Raw genomic sequence first — 19,917 nt, forward strand, 5'->3', positions numbered from 1 at the left:
GCCTTATACTATCACTTTATTTTCTGACGACGAAACGCGATGCCCAGAGTGAAATCCAGCAGCAAACGCCCGGGAACCCAGGGTAAATCCGGCTTTGTCCGTATCATCAGCGGCCAATGGCGCGGTCGCAAACTGCCGGTGCAGGATGTGGAAGGACTCAGGCCCACCACGGACCGAGTCAAGGAGACCATCTTCAACTGGCTGGCCCCCCATGTGCGCGGCAGCCGCTGCCTCGACCTGTTCGCCGGCAGCGGCGGTCTGGGGCTGGAGGCGCTGTCCCGCTATGCCGAGCAGGTGACCCTGGTGGAGATGGACAGGGGCGCCGCCGAGCAGCTCAAGAAGAATCTGGCGGCGCTGGGCAGCGGCCAGGGTGCTGTGATCCAGTCCGATGCCATCAACTGGCTGCAGGGGCCGGCCACCCCGTTCGACCTGGTGTTTCTCGATCCGCCGTTTCGCCGCGAGCTGCTGCCCCAGGTGTGCGATCTGCTGGAACAGCGCGGCTGGCTGGCGCCGGACGCCCTCATCTATCTGGAGCGGGAGAAGGAGATGCAGGATCTGCCGCTGCCCGGCAACTGGCAGTGCCTCAAGGACAAGCAGGCCGGCCAGGTCTGTTATCAACTCTATCTGCGAGAGGAGAACCAAGCATGAAACGCCTGCTGACGCTATTGGCCATGGGACTCACCCTCAGCTTCTGGTGCGGGGTCATCATCAGCCTGCTGGCCCCCCTGCCCGGCCAGCTCAACCAGATCCTGCCCATCTGCGGCGGCGTCGTCGCCCTGATGCACTGGCTCCAGGCCAGGATGATCCGCTCCGCGTGCAAGCCCTACTTCGCCGTGACCCGGGCCGAGCTGGTACTGGTGCTGGTGTTCGGGGTCTTTGCCATGGGAGAGATCCGCGCCCGCCTCAAGGCCATCATAGCGGCGGGGGGCAAGCCGCACTCATAAGCGCAGGCTTGCCCCCCTTCTGTCTGCAAGGCCTGCTCGTCAGGCCTTCTCTTTTTTGCCGACGCTGATGCCCAGCTTGATGGAGAGCGCGGCCAGCAGCAGCAACATCATGATCAGCGAGAAGAAGTTGCTGCCCAGTTCCGGATGCTGCACCTTTTCCAGCGCCGAGTGACCGAACACCCCGATCAGGAAGCAGAGCAGGACGCAGACCGGGGTGTTGTCCTCCATGGGTTCGTTCAGATAGCAGCGATAGAGCTGATGGGCCGCCAGCAGGAAGGCGATGATGGGAAAGAAGGAGAAGGGGACGGGGTCGGCGAACAGCACGGAGAGGCTGGCATCGCCACAGATGCCCACCAGCAGGGCCAGCAAGAGCGGCTGCTTGGGGATGGTGTTGACGTCATGCATGGGGAAACTCCTGTTGATTCCGGGAATATGACTCAGATCAGGCCATCGCGACGGCGCTGGTTCTGGACCTCGGCTCCGATGGCAATCATCCGCAACTGGCGCACGGTACGCTCGGCCAGGGCCTTGCACTCCTCGCGGCTCAGGTCGAGGGCATCGGCACCGGCGCTGAAGACGATGGTCACCATGGCCTCGGCCTGGATATAGGCTTCCTCCCTCGGCGCCCCCGAGGTGGCCTCCAGATAGTCGGTCAGCTCGGCGATGAAGTGCTGGATCTCCCGGGCCACCGCCTGACGAAAGGCGGCCGAGGTGCCGGAGCGCTCCCGCAGCAGCAGCCGGAAGATATTGGGATTGTTCTCGACGAACTCCATGAAGGTCATGACGGAGGTGCTGATGACGCCGCCGCCACCGGCGATGCGCTGGCGCGCCTGACGCATCAGCTGGCGCAGGGTCAGGCCCCCCTCATCCACCAGGGTCAGCCCCAGCTCTTCCATGTCGCGAAAGTGGCGATAGAAGGAGGTGGGCGCGATGCCGGCCTCCCGCGCCACTTCCCGCAGGCTCAGGTTGGAAAAGCTGCGATTGGCGCACAGTTGGCTAAATGCCGCCTCGATCAGAGTGCGCCGGGTCTTTTCTTTCTGTTGTGCGCGAATACCCACGAAAACAATCACCTTCCACTTGACGAGGCCAAATGATAACCCGAAGGCGGTCGCGGATCAGGTTTGTCTGCGACTTTTTTACCATTGACCCGCCGCCGGGCTCCGGGGAGAATAGCTAACAGCTGTTAGCTGAAAAGGACACCTTCAGGATGGAACGCCCACCTATCATCATCACCAACACCCTGCTGTTTGCCCTCTCCGGGCTGACGGCACTGATCGCCGTGCCCTGGTACGGTCTGACCCACGGCTTCGATGCCTGGCAATGGGCCAGCTTCCTCCTGCTGTTCTGCTATTGCGGCATCTCCATCACCGCCGGCTACCACAGGCTCTGGTCCCACAAGGCTTACAAGGCGCATCCGGCGCTGCAGTGGCTGTTCGCCATCGGCGGCGCCCTCGCCCTGCAGAACTCGGCGCTGCACTGGTCCTCGGATCATCGCCGCCATCACCGCCATGTGGACCACGATCAGCAGGATCCCTACTCCGCCAGCCGTGGTTTCTGGTACTCCCACATCGGTTGGATGCTGCGGGAATACCAGCGCGACACATACCACGACTACAGCAACGTGCGGGATCTGCAGAACAATCCCATCATCGCCTTCCAGCACAGGCACTACCTGGCGCTGACCCTGGCCACCAACATCGGCATCCCGCTGCTGCTGGGGCTGGTGCACGGCGATCTGCTCGGCATGTTGCTGCTGGCGGGGGTGCTGCGCATGGTGATGACCCACCACACCACCTTCTTCATCAACTCCCTGGCCCATATCTGGGGCAGCCAGCCGTTCACGGATCGCAACAGCGCCCGGGACAACGGCATCCTGGCCTTCTTCACCTTCGGCGAGGGCTATCACAACTACCACCATCTGTTCGAGAACGACTATCGCAACGGCATTCACTGGTGGCAGTTCGATCCGACCAAGTGGCTGATCCGCGGCGCCGCCTGGCTGGGATTGACCAAGGATCTGCGCACCTGCCCCGAGGAGCGCATCGAGCAGGCGCGGCTGCAGATGCAGCTCAAGCGGGCCCATGCCAAGCTGCAAAAACGCGAAGACATGGAGATGTGGCAGGCGCTGCTGCAGGAGGAGTACGACAAGCTGAGCCAGCAGTTGCAGCACTACTACGCCAGTCGCAAGCTCCTGCTGGAGCAGCGCAAGCGCAAGGCGCTGGCCCGCTACGACGCCCTCAAGCTGCAGCTCGAGTACCGCAGCCTCAAGGGCGGTTTTCGGGTCAGTCGCCGCAACTGGCATCGCCTGCTCGCCAACCTGAGCTGACCCATGACCCCAGCACCAGAAGGCCTCATCGCGAGGCCTTCTCTCTTTGAGCCGCCAGGGCAGGTCCGGCGGCGGACATAAAAAAATGGGGCGACATCTGGATGTCACCCCCTCGCAAATAGCATGTTCCATTTGGAATCAGACTCATCGACCTGCCTCCCCTCTTCGGGTTTCCGCTCCCAAAGAGACGAGCCGCCATGCGTTCGCACTGGGTGGGCCGACGCTTCCTCTTCCCCAACCCGGCAAGCCGGATTGGTTGTCCTTGCAACTGAAATCTTACCCAGTTCATCGCGAGAAAAACGTTTAACCTGGGCCATAATCATGCAACGCGCCTGAAATCCTGGTGTCACATCGCAATTTTCTTTTTAAAAACATATGGTTGGTTTTTACTCAATGGCAGTTTTGCCGCCGCGCGCCCCCAATGGCTTACAAGGTTTTGCGAGATCTCGCACAAGGGTGGGGTGAAAGCGCTACAGCCAGGGGCGCAGCGGCAACCAGTGGCTCAGACGGGCAACCAGACGCCGCCACCAGGGGGAGACGGGATCTGGCTGATCGGCCGCACGCCGCCAGTGCGCCAGCCAATCGTGCAACTCGGCGCAGAGGGGCGGACAGTGCAGGCGCAGCATCAGCTCGGTATTGAGGTGCAGGGAGCGCGGGTCCAGGTTGAAACTACCGAGCAGGGCCTCCCGCTCCCCCAGCAGGATCAGCTTGGCGTGCAGGCTGAACCCGCTGCTGGCGGGCTGCTCGGCCAGGGCGATCCCCTGGCGCAGCAACCAGGGCTTGAAACGGTGATAGGCGCCGTGAACCAGGGGCACATCCGTGCTGGCCAGGGAGTTGGTGAGCAGGCCGATGGCGATCCCCTGGGCCCGCAGTCGCTGCAGCTCGCGGCGCAGGCCCCGGGTCAGGATCAGGTAGGGGCTCACCAGCTGCAATCCGCCCCGGGACTCGGCGAGTCGGCGCCACAGATAGCGGGCGGTGCCCGGCCGGGAGACCAGTCCCTTGCCGGGCCGGTCGAACAGCACCTCGGCGCGCCCAGGGTGCCACACAGGTTCAGGGGCGGGCTCAAACAGCGAGGGGGGCAGGTCATAGATGGCGGCCGTTGCGGGGTCGCAGAGGGTGAGCAGGAACTCGTTGACCACGGTCGCCTCCGCGGTCCCGATGCGGCGGCGCAGCAGATGGCGGATGGGCTGGCTCCAGCGGCTGCCCCAGAACTGGACGAATCCCTGCTCCAGCTGCAGGCAGAGGGGGCCGCGACAGCCCAGATCCAGATCGAGGTACTGGGATCCGCCCCCCAGGCCGAAGTAGGCATCCCCTATGTTGCGCCCCCCCAGGACCCCCCGGCTGCCATCGACCAGCAGCAGCTTGTTGTGCATCCTGTGGTTGAGGCGCCGAAAACTGAGGCAGGCCTCCAGCACCAGCGCCAGGGGGCGCCAGCCCCGCAGCCAGAAGGGATTGAACAGCCGCACCTCTATCCCGGGTTCGAATGCCAGCATCTCCAGGAAGCGGTTGTCGCCGGCATAGAGATCATCGATGAGCAGCTGCACGCGCACGCCGCGGCGGGCGGCCCTCAGCAGCTCGGCCAGCAGCAGCTTGCCGCTGCCATCCTCGGCCCAGCTGTAATACTGGGCCTGGATCCGGCTGCGCGCGCCGCGGATCAGGGCGAGCCGCTGCATCAGGGCCTGAGCCGGATCGGCGATCAATGCAAACTCCCCCTCCTTCACCGCGCCTCCTCTTCCTGCTTGGTCAGGCAGAGCATAAAGCGCCCCTGCCTGCCTGTCTCTCCCCCACCGTCATCGCCATGTCACAGGGCTCGTCCATATAGTGGCAGCACGACCTGCAACAAGGAGCTTCTTATGGACCTCAGTCAGCGGACGTCACACCCCCCATACTGCCCGCCCCGCCATCAGCCGCAGTGGTCGCTGCCCCCCTGGTTCCTGCTGCATCGGGATCAACCCGGGGCGCAGTGACGCCAGCGGCGGCTCAACGCCTGGCCGTGGTGGCCTCGATGGCGGCGGCCTTGCCCTCTATCTGGGGCAGGCTGAAGCGGTAGGCCACATAGTACTTGTAGATGGTACCCACATAGTTGATCGGCCCCTGGCCCACCTCCTTGGCCACCAGCTGCTCCACGTTGCCGAACCAGATGTCGGGATCCAGCCCCTGACCTGCGGCCTTCTCCCTCAGGCTCTGCAACCGGTTGGGCCCGGCGTTGTAGGCCGCCAGCGCCAGCAGGTGACGGTTGAGCACGTCGATCTTCGGATCCTGGAAGTAGGTGTCGAGCAGGAAGCGCAGATAGCGGCAGGCCGCCTCCACATTGCCCTCCAGGGACGCCAGCCTGGCGCCCCGTATCCCCACCTCGGCACCGGCCACCGGCCTGAGCTGCATCAGGCCAATCGCTCCGCCCGGGGAGCGGGCCGCCGGATCCAGCCCGGACTCCTTGTAGGCCAGGGCCGCCAGCATCAGCCAGTCCAGCTGATATTGGCGGGCATACTGCTCCAGCACGGTGCGAATGCGGGTCAGGCGGGCCAGCCGCTCGGTGGCGAGCAGGTTGCTCATGGGATCGACCTGGCTCAGCAGGCGGCGCAGCATGAGGTCGCTGTAGAGGCGGCGGCTGTCGGTCTGGGCCAGGTAGCGGTTGGCCGCGCCGAGCAAGCCTGTGCTGTATTTCGGCAGGGCCCAGGCACTCTTGCCATTGTCCCGCAGGGGCACCAGCTTGTGCGCCTTGAGGCCGGGCAGCAGATCGAGCCAGATCCGTCCCTTGACGCTGTCGGTCACCGTCAGCGGGATCAGGCCGGCGGACACCATCTCCAGCAGATCGCCATCCTGCAGGTATTCGGGCACGGTTTCGATGTAGACGGGGGGCAGGCCGAGCTCCCGCAGCAGGCGGTTGAGCTGGCCCAGACTCTCGCGGTAGCTGGAGCTCTCCCGCACCCAGATGCGGCGGCCGGAGAGTTGCGTGATGCGATTGAAGCCTGGCAGGCTGCTCTGACTCACCACCCACTCCTCGATGGGGGTGATCACCGGTTGGGTGAAGCTCACCTGCTCGCCCCTGGTCTGGGTCACGGTCAGGTTGGCCGCCACCAGATCGCCGCGCCCCTCGGCCAGATAGTCGAGCAGCTTGTCCTGGCGCACCGGCACATAGACCACCTTGAGCTTGATGGGATCCCTGGCCAGATAGGTCTGATTGAGCCAACCCTCGAACCCCCGCAGCTGATTGACCAGCACGCCGCGCTCCGACCCCTTGTCGAAGAAGAAGAAGCCGCGCTCATAGACCACCAGGGCCCTCAGCTCCTTGCGCTGCAATATGCTGTCGAGATCGCCGGGTTGGGGAAGCAGGTGCGGCTTGAGATCCGCACCCAGGAGAGGAGATACCCACAGGGCCAGCAGGGCCCAATACCATAACCGCATCGATCCGCCTTCTTGTCACCGGCTCGCACCGGCCGTCCGTGATGACTAACTATAGAACGTGACCGACGGCAGGCTGGTCGACTCGGCCCCCGGGAGGGCCTGGGTCAGGGCGTCTCAGAGCGAGCGGGAGCGCATCTCGAAGATCAGCTTCTCGGCGGTGCAGGTGAACTGCAGCCTCGCCTTGAGCTCGACCCCGTCCGCCCCCTGAGCCAGGCTGTGACTCAGCTCGACCTCGGCGCACACCTGGCGGGCGAGGGTCTCGTAGCCGGCCAGCTTGGCGAGGGCCGCCGCCTCGGTCGGCGCCGCTATCACCAGATCCAGCACATCATCGCCTTCGCCAATGATGGTGCCTATCTCGGCGAAACAGCCGCAGCTGTCGCAGGTCTCTTGCACTTTATCTTCTACCGACATGATGACACTCCTACTTCACATGGATGATTCATGGCCCTAGGCCAGCGGATGACAGTTGTAACAAAGGAGACGATGCCTCGACTTGGGCGAAATCAAGAGTGGCGCAATTAGGGCATGGGTACCATCAAAAAATACGGCGACCCAGGGTCGCCGTTGCAAGTTGGTGCTACTCGTCCCTCGACCGTCACCTCCTGTGACAGCCGGCACAAGGCCAGAGACGGCAGTCAGGATAGGAGCCTGGAGATATGAAAACAAATGGTATAAATTCATCTTAGAATTGAAGGAGATTCATAACCCATGTTTCTGGAACAGCTGGCCCGCACCGATCTCAACCTGCTCATCATATTGCAAGTGCTGCTGGAGGAGCGCAACGGCAGCCGGGCCGCCCGCCGCCTGCACCTGAGCCAGTCCGCGGTCAGCAAGGCCCTGGGGCGGCTGCGGGAGACCTTCGACGACCCCCTCTTCATTCGTTCCGCCTATGGCCTGGACCCCACTCCCCGCGCCCTGGCACTGCAGCAACAGCTGCAGCCCGTCCTGCTCAGCCTCGACACCCTGCTGCAGCCCCCGGCCTTCAACCCGGAGAGTTCGGAGCGGGAGTTCGTCATCGCCAGCATGGACAGCGCCTTCACCCTGTTCGCCCCCCTCTACCTCAATGAGCTCAAGCGCCGCGCCCCCAGGATACGGCTGCGCTACGAGGAGTGGACCGAGCACAGCCTGGCCGAGATGGGTCAGGGCCAGGTGGATATCGCCATCACGGTGCGGGAGAACTGCCTCACCTCGGACTTTCGCCAGGACACGCTGCCGGGCACCATCTGCCAGCGACTGCTCGCCATCGACAACCTCACCTGCCTGGTGCGCCAGGGCCACAGCGCCCTGACCGAGCCCAGCTGGGATCTGGCCCGCTACCTCGCCTATCCCCACGTGCAGACCTATTGCGAGGGGCGGGATCGCTGGATGCTGGATCACAAGCTGGCGGAGCAGGATCTGCAACGGCGTATCGAGGCGACCGTGCCCTCGTTCGAGGCGGCCCTGCGCATGAGCATGCACTCGGACATGATAGTGACCCTGTCACGGCTCTATGCCCGCCATGCCACCCAGGTCTACCCCCTGGTGCAGCTGGCGCTGCCCATCGCCCTGGACAGCATCTCCCACCTCCTGATCTGGCATCAGAGTCACGAGGCCGACCCCGGCCATCGCTGGCTGCGGGAGACCCTGCTCACCCTGATCCTCGACAAACTCGACAAGCCGGAAGCGGCATAAAGATCGAACACGGCAGCCTGACCGTCGCTGGATAGCGGGAGACGCCGCTCATCCTCATGACCCTCGACGAGCTCGACAAGCCGGAAGCGGCCGCCTGAATCGGGACAGGCCCGACAAGCAGGAGCCCGGCACTGGGCCGGGCTCCTTGTCGTCATCTCTGGTCGGCATGGGGCTCAGCCCGTCACCTGCAGGTAGTGATGCACCCCATCGAGCAGCATCTGCACCGAGATCATCACCAGCAGCATCCCCATCAGCCGCTCCACCGCCGTGAGTCCTCGCTCACCCAGCAGCTTGTTGAACACCTCGTAGAACATCAGGATGACGGCGCTCGCCCCCCAGGCCATCAAGAGCGCCAGCGACCAGTCCGTCATGCGTGCCGGCGCCTGGTTGGCCAGCAGCAGCAGGGAGGCCAGGATGGAGGGACCCGCGATCATGGGGATGGCCATGGGCACCAGGAAGGGCTCCTCCCCCGCGGCCAGGCCGGTCACGCCGCCGGGCCCGGGGAAGATCATCTTGATGGCGATGAGGAAGAGGATGATGCCGCCGGCGATGCTCACCGCCTCCTGACGCAGGTTGAGGAAGCTCAGGATCTGCTGACCGGCAAACAGGAAGCCCATCATGATGGCCAGGGAGAACAAGAGCTCGCGCATCATCACCTTGCGCCGGCGCTTGGGGTCTATGTGGCGCAGGATCGACAGAAACACCGGCAGATTGCCGAGGGGATCCATGATGAGAAACAGCATGACGGCGGCGGAGAAGGTATCCATGGCACTTCCGGGACGTGAGGAAAAAGAGGAGGGAATATAGCAAAGGGGAGAGCCCGCGGCCTCTCCCCTCGACGAGGGCTGTCTCAGCCGTGGTGGCAGATCCTGTCGGCCCGGGTCTGGAACCCCTGCTCATCCTCGACGAACTTGCCCCGGGCGCGCAGCAGGGCGATCAGCCCGTCGGCATCCAGACCGCTGGCACTGCAGGTGTGGTAGCGGGCCTGGGCGCCAAAACGCGCCGCCATCGCCGACTTGAGGCTCTCCTCGCTGAACTGACCTCCCCTGGCCAGCATCATCTCCATCACCTCATGACCATGAATCGAGTCGGACATCTCTCACCTCTGAATGAATATATCGGATGCCCATTACAGCCGGGCTCGTGCCGCCACTCCTTGATGTACGCCAAGAAAAGCCCAATTAATGATCCGCCAGGCTGGCCCCGCCGCCGACTTTGTCGATAATGTGGCAACCGGACGAGGGGATCGCTACACTGGCGCCCTTTTCGCCACCACGACTGAAGATAAGGACATTGGCGTCATGCTGCTCCATGGACGGGCCTGCAAGCCCTGGCGGATCTGGACCCGTCGCCCCCTCTGGCTCAAGACCCTGATCGGCATGCTGCTCGGCATCGGCCTCGGCATGGGGTGGAGTGAGCAGGCACTGCTGCTCAAACCCGTCGGCACCCTGTTCGTCAACACCATACAGATGCTGATGGTGCCCCTCATCTTCTGCTCCATCATCGCCGGGCTGACCGGCCTGCTGCGGGGCAGGGTCCTGGACAGGATCGGCCTCAGGGCCATCGGCTACTACCTCTGCTCCACCGCCCTGGCCATCTGCATCGGCCTGATGATGGGCTGGCTGCTCGAGCCCGGGGTCGGCGCCGACATGGGCCCCTACCAGAGACCCGAGACGCTCCAGGAGCTGACCCTGGCCACGGCACTGGCCCAGCTGGTGCCACGCAACCCCATTCAGGCCATCGTCGATGGCAAGATACTCCAGGTGATCGTGTTCGCGGTGGCCCTGGCCCTGGCACTCAATGCCAGCGGTCGCCGTGGCCGACCGGCCATCCGCGCCTTTACCTCCCTGGCCGACGGCATGTTCACCCTGACCCAGATGGTGATGTCCCTCGCCCCTTACGGGGTCTGCGCCCTGATGGCCTGGATGACGGGCCGCTATGGCGCCGCCATCATGCTGCCCCTGCTCAAGGTGATCGGCGCCGTCTACCTCGGCTGCCTGCTGCATTTGCTCGGCGTCTACAGCGGCCTGTTGCTGCTGCTGGCTCGCCTCAACCCCCTGCACTACTTCAAGAGCATTCTGGATGCCCAGGCGGTGGCCTTCACCAGCAGCTCGAGCGAGGTCACCCTGCCCGTCAGCCAGAGCTGTGCCGAACACCGACTGGGGGTGTCCCCCCCCATCGCCGCCAAGGTGCTGCCCATCGGCGCCACCATCAACATGGACGGCACCGCCCTCTATCAGGGGGTCACGGCCCTGTTCGTGGCCCAGGCCTTCGGGGTGGAGCTGCACCTGTTCGACTATCTAACCATTATCAGCATCGTCACCCTGGCCAGCATAGGAACCGCCGGCACCCCGGGCACAGGCCTGATGCTGCTGACCCTGACCCTGACGGCGGTGGGACTGCCCCTGGAGGGGGTGGCCCTCATCGCCGGCATAGACCGCATCCTCGACATGGCCCGCACCACGGTCAACGTCTCCGGAGATCTGCTGGTCTCGGTGCTGATCGGCCGGCGCGAGGGCGAGCTGGATCTGGCCATCTATCAGGATCCCAGGGCGGGAGAGGAGATAGACTTCAGCGCCCGCTGATCCCGCTCGCGCCCGCGGTGCTCACGGCAGCCAGGCCTGATGGCCACGCCTCCGGCGAGGGCGTTCACTCGTCGTGGGGGTCATGGTGGCAACGCCAGCAGATCTCGAAGTTGGCCTCGTTCTCCTCGCCGCACTGGCCGCAGAGCCAGCCGTTGCCCTGACGCTGCTGGTAACGCTCGATCACCCGCCCGGCCCGGTTGCGATCCTGCTCACGCACCATCAGGGTCACCTGCAACAGGTCGATCGGCAGCTCGCCGATGGCGCCCCCCAATCCCTCGCCGCTCAGCCGGACCGGGATCCCTTCCACCTCCAGCGCCCCCTTGAGAGCGTGCGCCTCCAGGGTGTGGGAGGCGCGATACAGATTGAACCAGTTATCCATCTTGCTCCTTCATAGCAACTTGTCGATGCCGAACTCTTCCCCATGCTGCACCATGAAATCGATAAAGGCACGCAGCTTGCGCGGCATCAGTCGCCGCTCCGGAAACAGCAGGTAGAGAGACACCCTGGGCTGACGCCACTCGGGCAACAGGCTGACCAGGGTTCCCGCCGCCAACTCGTCGTGACAGAGCATGGCGGGCAGGGAGGCCAGTCCCAGCCCCACCTTGGCCGCCTCTCTGGCACAGGTGATATTGTTGACCACAAAGCGCGAGGGCGGATCCACCAGCACCTCCTCCGCGCCGCGCTCGAAGCGCCATTGGTGGGCGAGAAAGCCGCTGCTGACCAGGATCCGCTCATGGTTCGCCAGATCCATGGGCCCCTCGATGGGGTCCTGGCCGGCCAGGTAATCGGGGCTGGCGCAGAGGATCCGCTCCGTGCTCCACAGGCGGCGGGCCGCCAGGTTGGAGTCCAGCATGTCGCCGACCCGCACCACGGCATCCAGCCCCTCGCTGATGGGATCCACCACCCGGTTGGTCAAGTCCAGCTCCACCCTGAGGGCGGGATAGGCTTGCAGGAAGCGCGCTATCATGCGGGCGACCACCAGCTGCCCCGTCTCGATGGGCACCGCCAGCTTGAGCAGGCCGGTCACCTCCTGCTGGCTGGCGCTGAGCATCAGCTCGGCCTCGGCCAGCTCGTTGACCGCCTTGCTGCAACGCAGATAGTAGGCCTCCCCCTCCTCGGTCAGGGTCAGCTGCCGGGTGGAGCGATAGAGCAGCCGCACCCCTAGCCGCTGCTCCAGCTCGGCGATGCGGCGACTGACGGTCGCCTTGGTCATGCCCAGCTCCCGGGCGGCTGCGGTGAAGGATCCCTTGTCGACGATCCGCACCAGGATGAGTGCCGCGTTCAAGTCCATTGTTGCACCAGTGAAACTGTATTTCTCATGAAACGATACTAATCGAAACAGTGACCCGATGTTAGCCTGTTCACCTTCAGTTCAGGAATCCACATCATGAGTCAACAAAAGAAGATCCCCCTGCTGGCCGCCCTGATCTTGCTGGTGCTGGCCCTGCTGTTCGCCGCCTACTGGTATGGTTATGGCCGCCACTTCGAGCGCACCGACAACGCCTACCTGCAGAGCGAAGTGACCGGCATCGCCACCAAGCTGCCCGGCTACATCGGCGAGGTGCTGGTGACCGACAACCAGACCGTCAAGGCGGGTCAGCTGATCGCCCGCATCGACGATCGGGAGTACCGCACCCGGCTGGCCGAGGCCCAGGCCAACCTGGCCCTGAGCCGGGCCGAGGCCGCCAACCTGGAGGCGACCCGGGTTCAGCAGCTGAGCCTGATCCGCCAGGCCGAAGCCAAGGTGAAAGAGGCGAGCGCCGACGTGATGCGCGCCCGGCAGCAGGTCAGCCGAATTGGCAGACTCAACACCGCCCACTACAGCTCCCAGGACAGCCTGGACGAGGTGAAGGCCAATCTGCAGGTCAGCCAGGCCAAGCAGCAGGATGCCGAGGCCGGCCTGCAATCGGCCCGGGATCACCTGGCCGTGATCATCTCGGAGCGTCAGCAGAAGCAGGCCCAGATCGACCTGAGCCAGGCCCAGCTGGCCCAGGCCAGGCTCAATCTCGGGTACACCGAGCTGCGGGCGCCGGCCGACGGCGTCATCGGCAGGCGCAGCCTGCGGGAAGGGCTCTATGTCCAGTCCGGCATGCAGGTGGCCAGCCTGGTGCCCCTGGACGGGGTCTGGGTCGAGGCCAACTTCAAGGAGACCCAGCTGGCCCATATGATGCCGGGCCAGCGGGTGGAGCTGGTGCTCGATGCCTACCCGGACCAGCCGATCGAGGGGGTGATCGACAGCCTGGCCCCGGCCACCGGCGCCAAGTTCGCCCTGTTGCCGCCGGAGAACGCCACCGGCAATTTCACCAAGATAGTGCAGCGGGTGCCGGTCAAGATCCGCATCCCGGCGCCGGGCGCCCTGGCGGGCAAGCTCAGACCCGGTCTCTCCACCGAGGTGATAGTGGACACCCGTACCGGCGGGGGCGACCCTGAGCCCAGACTGGCGGCCAACTGATGGAAGTCATACCGCGTCGCAACTGGATCGCCGTCATGGGGGGGCTCATCGGCGCCTTCATGGCCATCCTCGACATCCAGATCACCAATGCCTCCCTGAAGGACATTCAGGGGGCCCTGTCGGCCACCCTGAGCGAGAGCTCCTGGATCTCCACCTCCTACCTGGTGGCGGAGATGATCGCCATCCCCCTGAGCGGCTGGCTCAGCCGGGGCCTGAGCGTGCGCCGCTACCTGCTGTGGACCACGGGGGCCTTCATCGTCTCCTCCGTGCTCTGCTCGTTCAGCTGGAACCTGACCAGCATGATAGTGTTTCGCGCCATGCAGGGCTTCACCGGCGGCGCCCTCATCCCCATGGCCTTCTCCCTCATCATCAGCCTGCTGCCCCTGCACAAGCGGGCCACCGGCATGGCGCTGTTCGGTCTGTGCGCCACCTTCGCCCCCGCCATAGGACCGACGCTCGGCGGCTGGCTGACGGAGCAGCTCTCCTGGCACTACATCTTCTACCTGAACGTGCCGCCCGGTTTACTGGTGATGGCCATGCTGGCCCATGGTCTGGACAGGAAGCCGGTGGACTGGGCCATCATGCGCCAGGTGGACCTGGTGGGCATAATCACCATGGCGGTGGGGCTGGGACTGCTGGAGGTGGTGCTGGAAGAGGGCAACAGGGAGGACTGGTTCGGCTCCAGCTTCATCGTGCGGCTCACCCTCATCTCTGTGGTGGCCCTGGTGTTCTTCGTCATCAGCCAGCTGCTCAAGCGCCACCCTCTGGTCAACCTGAGGCTGCTGCACAACCCGCGCTTCGCCCTGGCCTGCTTCGCCTACCTGGTGCTCGGCATGGCCTTGATGGGCTCCATCTATGTGCTGCCCCTCTACATGACCCAGATCCACAACTACAACGCCCTCGAGATAGGGGAGGTGCTGATGTGGATGGGGCTGCCCCAGCTGCTGGTGCTGCCCCTGGTGCCCAGACTGGTCACCAGGATAGATCCCCGCTACCTGGTGAGCTTCGGCTTTCTCATCTTCGGGGTGAGCTGCTTCATGAACGTCAACATGAGCGCCGACTACGCCGGCCCCCAGCTGATCCAGTCCCTGATAGTGCGGGCACTGGGGCAACCCTTCGTCATGGTGCCCCTCTCCCTGATCGCCACCGCCAGCCTGACCCAGGAGGAGATCCCCTCCTCCTCCACCCTGCTCAACGTGCTGCGCAACCTGGGGGGCGCCTTCGGCATCGCCATCATCGCCACCCTGCTCGACAACGATACCCGCATCCATGCCAGCCAGATCGCCAGCACCCTGGCGGCCAGCAGCATAGAGGGGCAGGCCTATCTGCTGAACCTCACCCACAGCATGCTGGCCCAGGGCAGTGACCCCGCCCTCGCCAGACAGCAGGCCAACGCCGTGCTGAGCGGCACCATACAGAGGGATGCCGCCATCATGGCCTACAACCAGGTGTTCTACGTGATGGGGATCTTCTTGCTGGTCGCCAGCGCCCTGGTGCTGTTCCTCCGATCCCCCGCCCCCCAGGCGGCAGACGCGGCACCACTGGAAGCCCATTGACCCTGAAGGGGCCAGCGGGCCCCTTCAGGCGCATCTAGCTCGCCAGGGAGGCGGCGATCAGAAACTGCGCCGCGAAGTAGCTGCTCATCACCCAGGCGGTGGCATGGGGGAAGGGGCGGCGGAAGCGGTTGATGGCCAGCAAGGCATCGGAGCAGAGAAACAGGAGGGCCCCCACCAGGGCGGCGGCACTGCCGGCGGTGAGGGAGGCGCGCCAGGCCGCTGCGGCGACCCAGACCAGGCCTATCATCATCAGGGTGTAACAGAGCAGGGGCCAGCGCATCGACCCCAGGTGCGGGCGCAACACCCCGAAGTAGACACCGGCCACCAGGATCAGCAGCAGGCCATCCACCAGATTGAGCACCAGGGGCCCCTGGGCCAGGCCGACGATGTAGCAGAGGTGCGCGACAAGAAATGCCGCCAGCCCTTGCAGGAATCGGTCGACCGGCAGCATCAGCATGATGTCCCCCAGCAGGGAGAGGCAGAGGCCGAGCAGGATCCAGGCATGGGATCCGTTGTGGTCGTCGCCGTGATAGCCGAACGCCAGGACCACGATCAGCAGCATGGTCAGGGGCTTGCTCAGGTAAAACTGGCGGGGATCCGCGCCGTAAGCGGCCTTGATATGCCACCAGGCGGACGCGATGATCATCACACTCAACCACATGCCGGATACCCCTTCCCCGTGAAGACAATGGCCCGGCGATACTCAGGCCCAGCGCCGCGCTAGGGTAGCAAATTCCCCTCCTCAGGGGCAGAGGGCGAGACGCGAATGAGCAGGATAAGCCTAAAGTCTAATTGTCATCCCCACCCCCATGGGGCATAAGGGGGCTTCTGGAGGAACACCCATGGAAGAGCCAATGAAAAACTACCTGCCCGCCATCGACATCATGATGTGCCACCTCGGCATCAGCTTCGAGCAAGCCTGTGAGCAGCTCGGCCTGAGCCTGAGCGAACAACAGACCCTGAGTGCGATACAGCGCCAGGAGTTGCAGGACTGAGCCCTGCTGCCCGGGTCCTGCCGGGACACCCATTCGACGAGGCGCCTGCGGGCGCCTTCTCTTTGCCCGCCTCCCCCAAGGCGGCGCAACAAAAAACGGCGCCGAAGCGCCGTTGTCATGACCGTTGTGCAACCTGCTCAGAGCGCCTGTTGCCGTCTGCGTTGCAGCAGCACGATCAGGCCGAACAGCAGGAAGCCAGGCAGCCACATCAGCTCCTTGCGCCAGCCGTCGGTCGGGGCTCTCACCGCGACTATCTGCTGATCAAACTGCAGGTTGGCATCCGCCGCCGGGCTGCCGAACGCCACGTTGTCAATCAGCGTCTTGCCATCCTGCTCGTACAGGGTCAGCCCCAGGGCCTCCAGGCGATCCTCGCCGGTGGCACCCTGAGGCACCGCCAGCAGCAGGCTGTACTCCCTGTGCTTGCCCACCGCATCTTCCCCGGCCACCCGCAGGCGCAGGGTGCTTTCGGCTTCCACCTCACCCAGCGTCTGGGCCAGCTGGGCCGGCGGCGTATCGCGATAGGGGTTGTGCACCATGTCCATCCAGAAACCGGGGCGGAACAGGGTGAAGGCCACCAGCAGCAGGGCCAGGCTCTCGTACCAGCGGCTCTTCACCAGGAAGAAGCCCTGGGTCGCCGCCGCGAAGATCAGCATGGCGATGGTCGCCACCACGAAGATCAGCACCCCGTGGGCGAAGTCCACATCGATCAGCAGCAGATCCGTGTTGAAGATGAACAGGAAGGGCAGTGCCGCGGTACGCAGGCTGTAGTAGAACGCCGTGATCCCGGTCTTGATGGGATCGCCCTTGGAGACGGCAGCCGCCGCGAACGACGCCAGCCCCACCGGCGGGGTCACGTCCGCCATGATGCCGAAGTAGAACACGAACAGGTGGACGGCGATGAGGGGCACGATCAGGCCGTTCTGCTGGCCCAAGGTGACCACCACGGGGGCCAGCAGGCTGGAGACCACTATGTAGTTGGCGGTGGTCGGCAGCCCCATGCCGAGGATCAGGCTCAGCAGGGCGGTCAGCATCAGCATCAGCAGCAGGTTGCCCATGGAGAGCACCTCCACCAGATCCGCCAGCACCAGGCCCACCCCGGTCTGGGAGACGGCGCCCACTATGATGCCGGCGGTGGCGGTGGCGATGCCGATGCCGATCATGTTGCGGGCACCGGCGATCAGCCCCTCCCTCAGGTCCACCACGCCGTCGCTGAAGGCGCCGTAGTCATGCTTGCCATCGGTGCGCAGCCAGTTGAGCAGCGGCCGCTGGGTGAGCAGTATCACCACCAGCATGACGGTGCCCCAGAAGGCGGACAGCCCGGGGGAGAGGCGCTCTATCATCAGGCACCACACCAGCACCACCACGGGCAACAGGAAGTGCAGACCGGAGAGCAGCACAGAGCGGGTCTTGGGCAGCTCGGTCAGCGGCTTGTCCGGATCTTCCGCCGGCAGCGGCTCGTTGCTGGCGGCGATCTTGAGCAGACCCACATAGACCAGTACCAGCAGCAGGCCAATCCCCTCCAGGGCGTAGTCACCAAGGGCGGGCTTGAGCCAGCCCAGGCCATAGTAGACCGCAAGCGACAAGCCGCTGATGAGGAAGGCGCCGAAGGCAAAGCCGGTCAGACGACGCAGCCAGGGCCTGGGCTCATGGCCACCGATGGGCTGCATGCCGAGCTTCAGCGCCTCCAGGTGGACTATGTAGAGCAGGGCTATGTAGGAGATGGCCGCCGGCAGGAAGGCGTGCTTGATGATCTCCACATAGGGGATGCCCACGTACTCCACCATCAGGAAGGCCGCGGCCCCCATCACGGGAGGCATGATCTGGCCGTTGACCGAGGAGGCCACCTCGACCGCCCCCGCCTTCTCCGAACTGAAGCCGACCTTCTTCATCATGGGGATGGTGAAGGTGCCCGTGGTGACCACGTTGGCGATGGAGGATCCCGAGATGAGGCCGGTCAGGCCGGAGGCCACCACGGCCGCCTTGGCGGGACCGCCGCGCAGGTGACCCAGCATGCTGAAGGCGAGCTGGATGAAGTAGTGACCGGCACCGGCCCGCTCCAGCAGGGCGCCGAACAGCACGAACAGGAACACGAAACTGGTGGAGACCCCGAGGGCGATGCCAAACACCCCTTCGGTGGTGATCCACTGATGGTTGGCCAGGGCGGTGAAGCTGACCCCGCGATGGGCCAGCAGACCCGGCATCCAGGGACCGGCCAGGCTGTATATCAGGAAGACCAGGGCGATCACTGCCAGGGCCGGGCCCAGGGCGCGGCGGGCGGCTTCCAGCAGCAGCGGAATGCCGATGCAGGCGGTGACCAGGTCGGCGGTGGTGAGGTTGCCGGGGCGCTGGGCCAGGTCCTGATACATGACGAACAGGTAGGAGGCGGCGCAGGCGGCTACCAGGCCGAGGACGATGTCGGCGACCGGCACCCTGTCCCTGGGAGAGCGGCGAAAGGCCGGAAACACCAGATACGCCAACAGCAGGGCGAAGGTGAGGTGAATGGCCCGGGTCTCGGTGTCATTGAGGACGCCAAAACCGACCAGAAACGGCAGGGGGGAGGCAATCCACAGCTGGAACAGCGACCAGCCGAGGGCCAGTACCGTGATGATCCAGCCCATGGCGCCGACGGGCAGGCGAGCCCCCACGTCCTGTGCGATGAGTTCTTCTGTCGAGAGTGCTTTGTCTTGCATAGGGTGAACTTTTGCCAAGGGTTACAACAAGAACAACACTCGCCAGCCCGCTGGGAGACCAGGCGCTGACGAGTGTCGAGATACCGCTAACGTGACCCGGCAGGGTCCCTGATTACAGCCAGCCGCGCTCTTTATAGTAGCGGGCCGCGCCTTCATGCAGCGGGGCGGAGAGACCGACCTTGATCATGTCGGCTTCTTTCAGATCCGCGAAGGCCGGGTGCAGACGCTTGAAGCGATCCAGGTTGTCGAACACCGACTTCACCAGCTGGTAGACCACTTCCGGATCGGCCTTGGCACTGGTGGAGAGTACGGCCTTGCCACCGATGGACGGGGTCGGCTGGTCGTTGCCCTTGTAGAGACCACCGGGGATCTCGGCCTTGGTGTAGTAGCTCTTCTCGGCCAGCAGCTTGTCGATCTCGGCGCCGGTCACGGGGACCAGCACGGCGTCCGTGGTGGTGGTCGCTTCCTGGATGGCACCGTTCGGGTGGCCAACGAAGTAGCTCATGGCATCGATGTTGTTGTCACCGAGGGCGGACGCCTGCTCGGCCGGTTTCAGTTCGGAGACCAGGCTGAACGCCGACTTGTCCCAGCCCTTGACCGCCATGATCTCTTCCATGGTGTCGCGCTGGCCCGAGCCCGGGTTGCCGATGTTGACGCGCTTGCCTTTCAGATCGTCGAAGCCGGCGATCTTGGCATCGCGGCGAGCCAGTATGGTGAACACCTCGCTCTGCAGGGAGAAGACGGCACGGATATCCTCCATGGCACCCTCGGCCTGGAAGGGGGGCAGGCCTTTCATCGCCTTGAACTGATGGTCGGACTGCATGATGCCGAAGTTGAACTCACCGCTGCGGATACCGTTGACGTTGGCGACGCCGCCACCGCTGGCCGGCGCGTTGCACTTGATCTGGTGATCGGCGGCACCCCGGTTGAGGAAGCGGCAGATTGACTGACCCGCGACATAGTAAACGCCGGTCTGACCACCGGTACCGATCGTCACGAAACGCTCTTGCGCCTGCACGGCCCCACCGAAGGAGGTAGCAGCCAGCACGGCAGACATGGCGCACGCCAAGGATAATCCTTTCATGTTTTCCATCCTTTTTTCATTGGTTTTTACATCACCCGACTCCCGGGTGAAATCAAAGGAGCGGCCCTCAGCACCAGGCTGGTCCGTCTCGACCCCGATATGGAAATGGTGCCCACCAGAGGTGGCGGCACCAAGGTTGTCACTCGTCCTGCGACCAGACGCCAGCATCCTGCCGACCGAAGAAGATTTACCTGATTTATCAAGCAAAT

At 64.5% G+C, this 19,917-nt stretch carries 20 protein-coding genes; 8 read left to right on the plus strand and 12 right to left on the minus strand.

The window, feature by feature from the left end; translation table 11 throughout:
• The first annotated feature begins 39 nt into the window (after positions 1-39).
• Both rsmD and ACW5W4_RS07085 read left to right on the plus strand, forming a co-directional pair.
• Positions 40-648, plus strand: a complete 609-nt coding sequence (gene rsmD, locus ACW5W4_RS07080) for a 16S rRNA (guanine(966)-N(2))-methyltransferase RsmD (RefSeq protein WP_427263200.1) — start codon at positions 40-42, stop codon at positions 646-648.
• Positions 645-944 carry a DUF1145 domain-containing protein gene (locus ACW5W4_RS07085; RefSeq protein ID WP_456688900.1) on the plus strand — a complete coding sequence of 100 codons (300 nt, stop codon included), beginning with the start codon at positions 645-647 and terminating at the stop codon, positions 942-944. The genes rsmD and ACW5W4_RS07085 overlap by 4 nt, the downstream gene beginning before the upstream one ends.
• Positions 945-983: 39 nt before the next feature.
• On the opposite strand, the gene ACW5W4_RS07090 is transcribed toward ACW5W4_RS07085, so the two are convergent.
• Together ACW5W4_RS07090 and fabR are read right to left on the minus strand one after the other, a co-directional pair.
• Positions 984-1,349, minus strand: a complete 366-nt coding sequence (locus ACW5W4_RS07090; protein ID WP_408796313.1) for a YijD family membrane protein — start codon at positions 1,347-1,349, stop codon at positions 984-986.
• Between the two features lie 32 nt (positions 1,350-1,381).
• Positions 1,382-2,002, minus strand: a complete 621-nt coding sequence (gene fabR, locus ACW5W4_RS07095) for an HTH-type transcriptional repressor FabR (RefSeq protein ID WP_408791511.1) — start codon at positions 2,000-2,002, stop codon at positions 1,382-1,384.
• Positions 2,003-2,151: 149 nt separating this feature from the next.
• Here fabR and ACW5W4_RS07100 point away from each other — a divergent pair, with 149 nt between their 5' ends.
• A complete protein-coding gene (locus tag ACW5W4_RS07100) occupies positions 2,152-3,270 on the plus strand; it encodes a fatty acid desaturase (protein ID WP_456688901.1) in 1,119 nt (372 codons plus the stop codon).
• A gap of 470 nt (positions 3,271-3,740) precedes the next feature.
• On the opposite strand, the gene ACW5W4_RS07105 is transcribed toward ACW5W4_RS07100, so the two are convergent.
• The 3 genes from ACW5W4_RS07105 to ACW5W4_RS07115 form a co-directional block, all read right to left on the minus strand.
• Positions 3,741-4,991 (minus strand): phospholipase D-like domain-containing protein, encoded by a 1,251-nt coding sequence (locus tag ACW5W4_RS07105; protein WP_456688902.1) that lies wholly within the window; start codon positions 4,989-4,991, stop codon positions 3,741-3,743.
• 259 nt (positions 4,992-5,250) lie between these two features.
• Complete coding sequence (locus ACW5W4_RS07110) at positions 5,251-6,675, minus strand: transglycosylase SLT domain-containing protein (RefSeq protein ID WP_456688903.1); 1,425 nt, start codon at positions 6,673-6,675, stop codon at positions 5,251-5,253.
• A gap of 114 nt (positions 6,676-6,789) precedes the next feature.
• Positions 6,790-7,086: a DUF406 family protein gene (locus ACW5W4_RS07115; RefSeq protein ID WP_427263204.1), complete on the minus strand. Its 297-nt coding sequence runs from the start codon at positions 7,084-7,086 to the stop codon at positions 6,790-6,792.
• A gap of 297 nt (positions 7,087-7,383) precedes the next feature.
• Here ACW5W4_RS07115 and ACW5W4_RS07120 point away from each other — a divergent pair, with 297 nt between their 5' ends.
• Positions 7,384-8,346: a LysR family transcriptional regulator gene (locus ACW5W4_RS07120; protein ID WP_427263205.1), complete on the plus strand. Its 963-nt coding sequence runs from the start codon at positions 7,384-7,386 to the stop codon at positions 8,344-8,346.
• Between the two features lie 173 nt (positions 8,347-8,519).
• On the opposite strand, the gene ACW5W4_RS07125 is transcribed toward ACW5W4_RS07120, so the two are convergent.
• Both ACW5W4_RS07125 and ACW5W4_RS07130 read right to left on the minus strand, forming a co-directional pair.
• Positions 8,520-9,113, minus strand: a complete 594-nt coding sequence (locus ACW5W4_RS07125; RefSeq protein ID WP_427263206.1) for a YhgN family NAAT transporter — start codon at positions 9,111-9,113, stop codon at positions 8,520-8,522.
• 83 nt (positions 9,114-9,196) lie between these two features.
• A complete protein-coding gene (locus ACW5W4_RS07130) occupies positions 9,197-9,442 on the minus strand; it encodes a YecH family metal-binding protein (protein WP_456688904.1) in 246 nt (81 codons plus the stop codon).
• A 205-nt stretch (positions 9,443-9,647) separates the two neighbouring features.
• Here ACW5W4_RS07130 and ACW5W4_RS07135 point away from each other — a divergent pair, with 205 nt between their 5' ends.
• A complete protein-coding gene (locus tag ACW5W4_RS07135) occupies positions 9,648-10,931 on the plus strand; it encodes a dicarboxylate/amino acid:cation symporter (RefSeq protein WP_408796326.1) in 1,284 nt (427 codons plus the stop codon).
• A gap of 64 nt (positions 10,932-10,995) precedes the next feature.
• Here the strand turns inward: ACW5W4_RS07135 and ACW5W4_RS07140 are convergent, their stop codons facing one another.
• Together ACW5W4_RS07140 and ACW5W4_RS07145 are read right to left on the minus strand one after the other, a co-directional pair.
• Complete coding sequence (locus tag ACW5W4_RS07140) at positions 10,996-11,310, minus strand: putative signal transducing protein (RefSeq protein WP_427263209.1); 315 nt, start codon at positions 11,308-11,310, stop codon at positions 10,996-10,998.
• Positions 11,311-11,319: 9 nt separating this feature from the next.
• The gene (locus tag ACW5W4_RS07145; protein ID WP_456688905.1) at positions 11,320-12,222 is read right to left on the minus strand and encodes a LysR substrate-binding domain-containing protein; all 903 of its coding nucleotides are present in this window, start codon (positions 12,220-12,222) and stop codon (positions 11,320-11,322) included.
• Between the two features lie 96 nt (positions 12,223-12,318).
• On the opposite strand from ACW5W4_RS07145, the gene ACW5W4_RS07150 reads away from it, so the two are divergent.
• Both ACW5W4_RS07150 and ACW5W4_RS07155 read left to right on the plus strand, forming a co-directional pair.
• On the plus strand, positions 12,319-13,383 hold the full coding sequence (locus ACW5W4_RS07150) for an HlyD family secretion protein (RefSeq protein ID WP_456688906.1): 1,065 nt from the start codon (positions 12,319-12,321) through the stop codon (positions 13,381-13,383).
• Positions 13,383-14,939, plus strand: coding sequence for a DHA2 family efflux MFS transporter permease subunit (locus tag ACW5W4_RS07155; protein WP_456688907.1), 1,557 nt, complete (start codon positions 13,383-13,385; stop codon positions 14,937-14,939). The genes ACW5W4_RS07150 and ACW5W4_RS07155 overlap by 1 nt, the downstream gene beginning before the upstream one ends.
• Before the next feature lie 34 nt (positions 14,940-14,973).
• Here the strand turns inward: ACW5W4_RS07155 and ACW5W4_RS07160 are convergent, their stop codons facing one another.
• Positions 14,974-15,600, minus strand: a complete 627-nt coding sequence (locus ACW5W4_RS07160) for a lysoplasmalogenase (RefSeq protein WP_456688908.1) — start codon at positions 15,598-15,600, stop codon at positions 14,974-14,976.
• Positions 15,601-15,793: 193 nt separating this feature from the next.
• Here ACW5W4_RS07160 and ACW5W4_RS07165 point away from each other — a divergent pair, with 193 nt between their 5' ends.
• On the plus strand, positions 15,794-15,934 hold the full coding sequence (locus ACW5W4_RS07165; protein WP_162625856.1) for a hypothetical protein: 141 nt from the start codon (positions 15,794-15,796) through the stop codon (positions 15,932-15,934).
• A 137-nt stretch (positions 15,935-16,071) separates the two neighbouring features.
• Here ACW5W4_RS07165 and ACW5W4_RS07170 read toward each other — a convergent pair whose 3' ends face one another.
• The gene (locus ACW5W4_RS07170; protein WP_456688909.1) at positions 16,072-18,624 is read right to left on the minus strand and encodes a TRAP transporter permease; all 2,553 of its coding nucleotides are present in this window, start codon (positions 18,622-18,624) and stop codon (positions 16,072-16,074) included.
• Between the two features lie 112 nt (positions 18,625-18,736).
• Entirely contained in the window at positions 18,737-19,708 is a 972-nt protein-coding gene (locus ACW5W4_RS07175; protein ID WP_456688910.1) for a TAXI family TRAP transporter solute-binding subunit, read from the minus strand.
• Between the last annotated feature and the right edge of the window lie 209 nt (positions 19,709-19,917).

The organism is Aeromonas crassostreae, assembly GCF_054052445.1.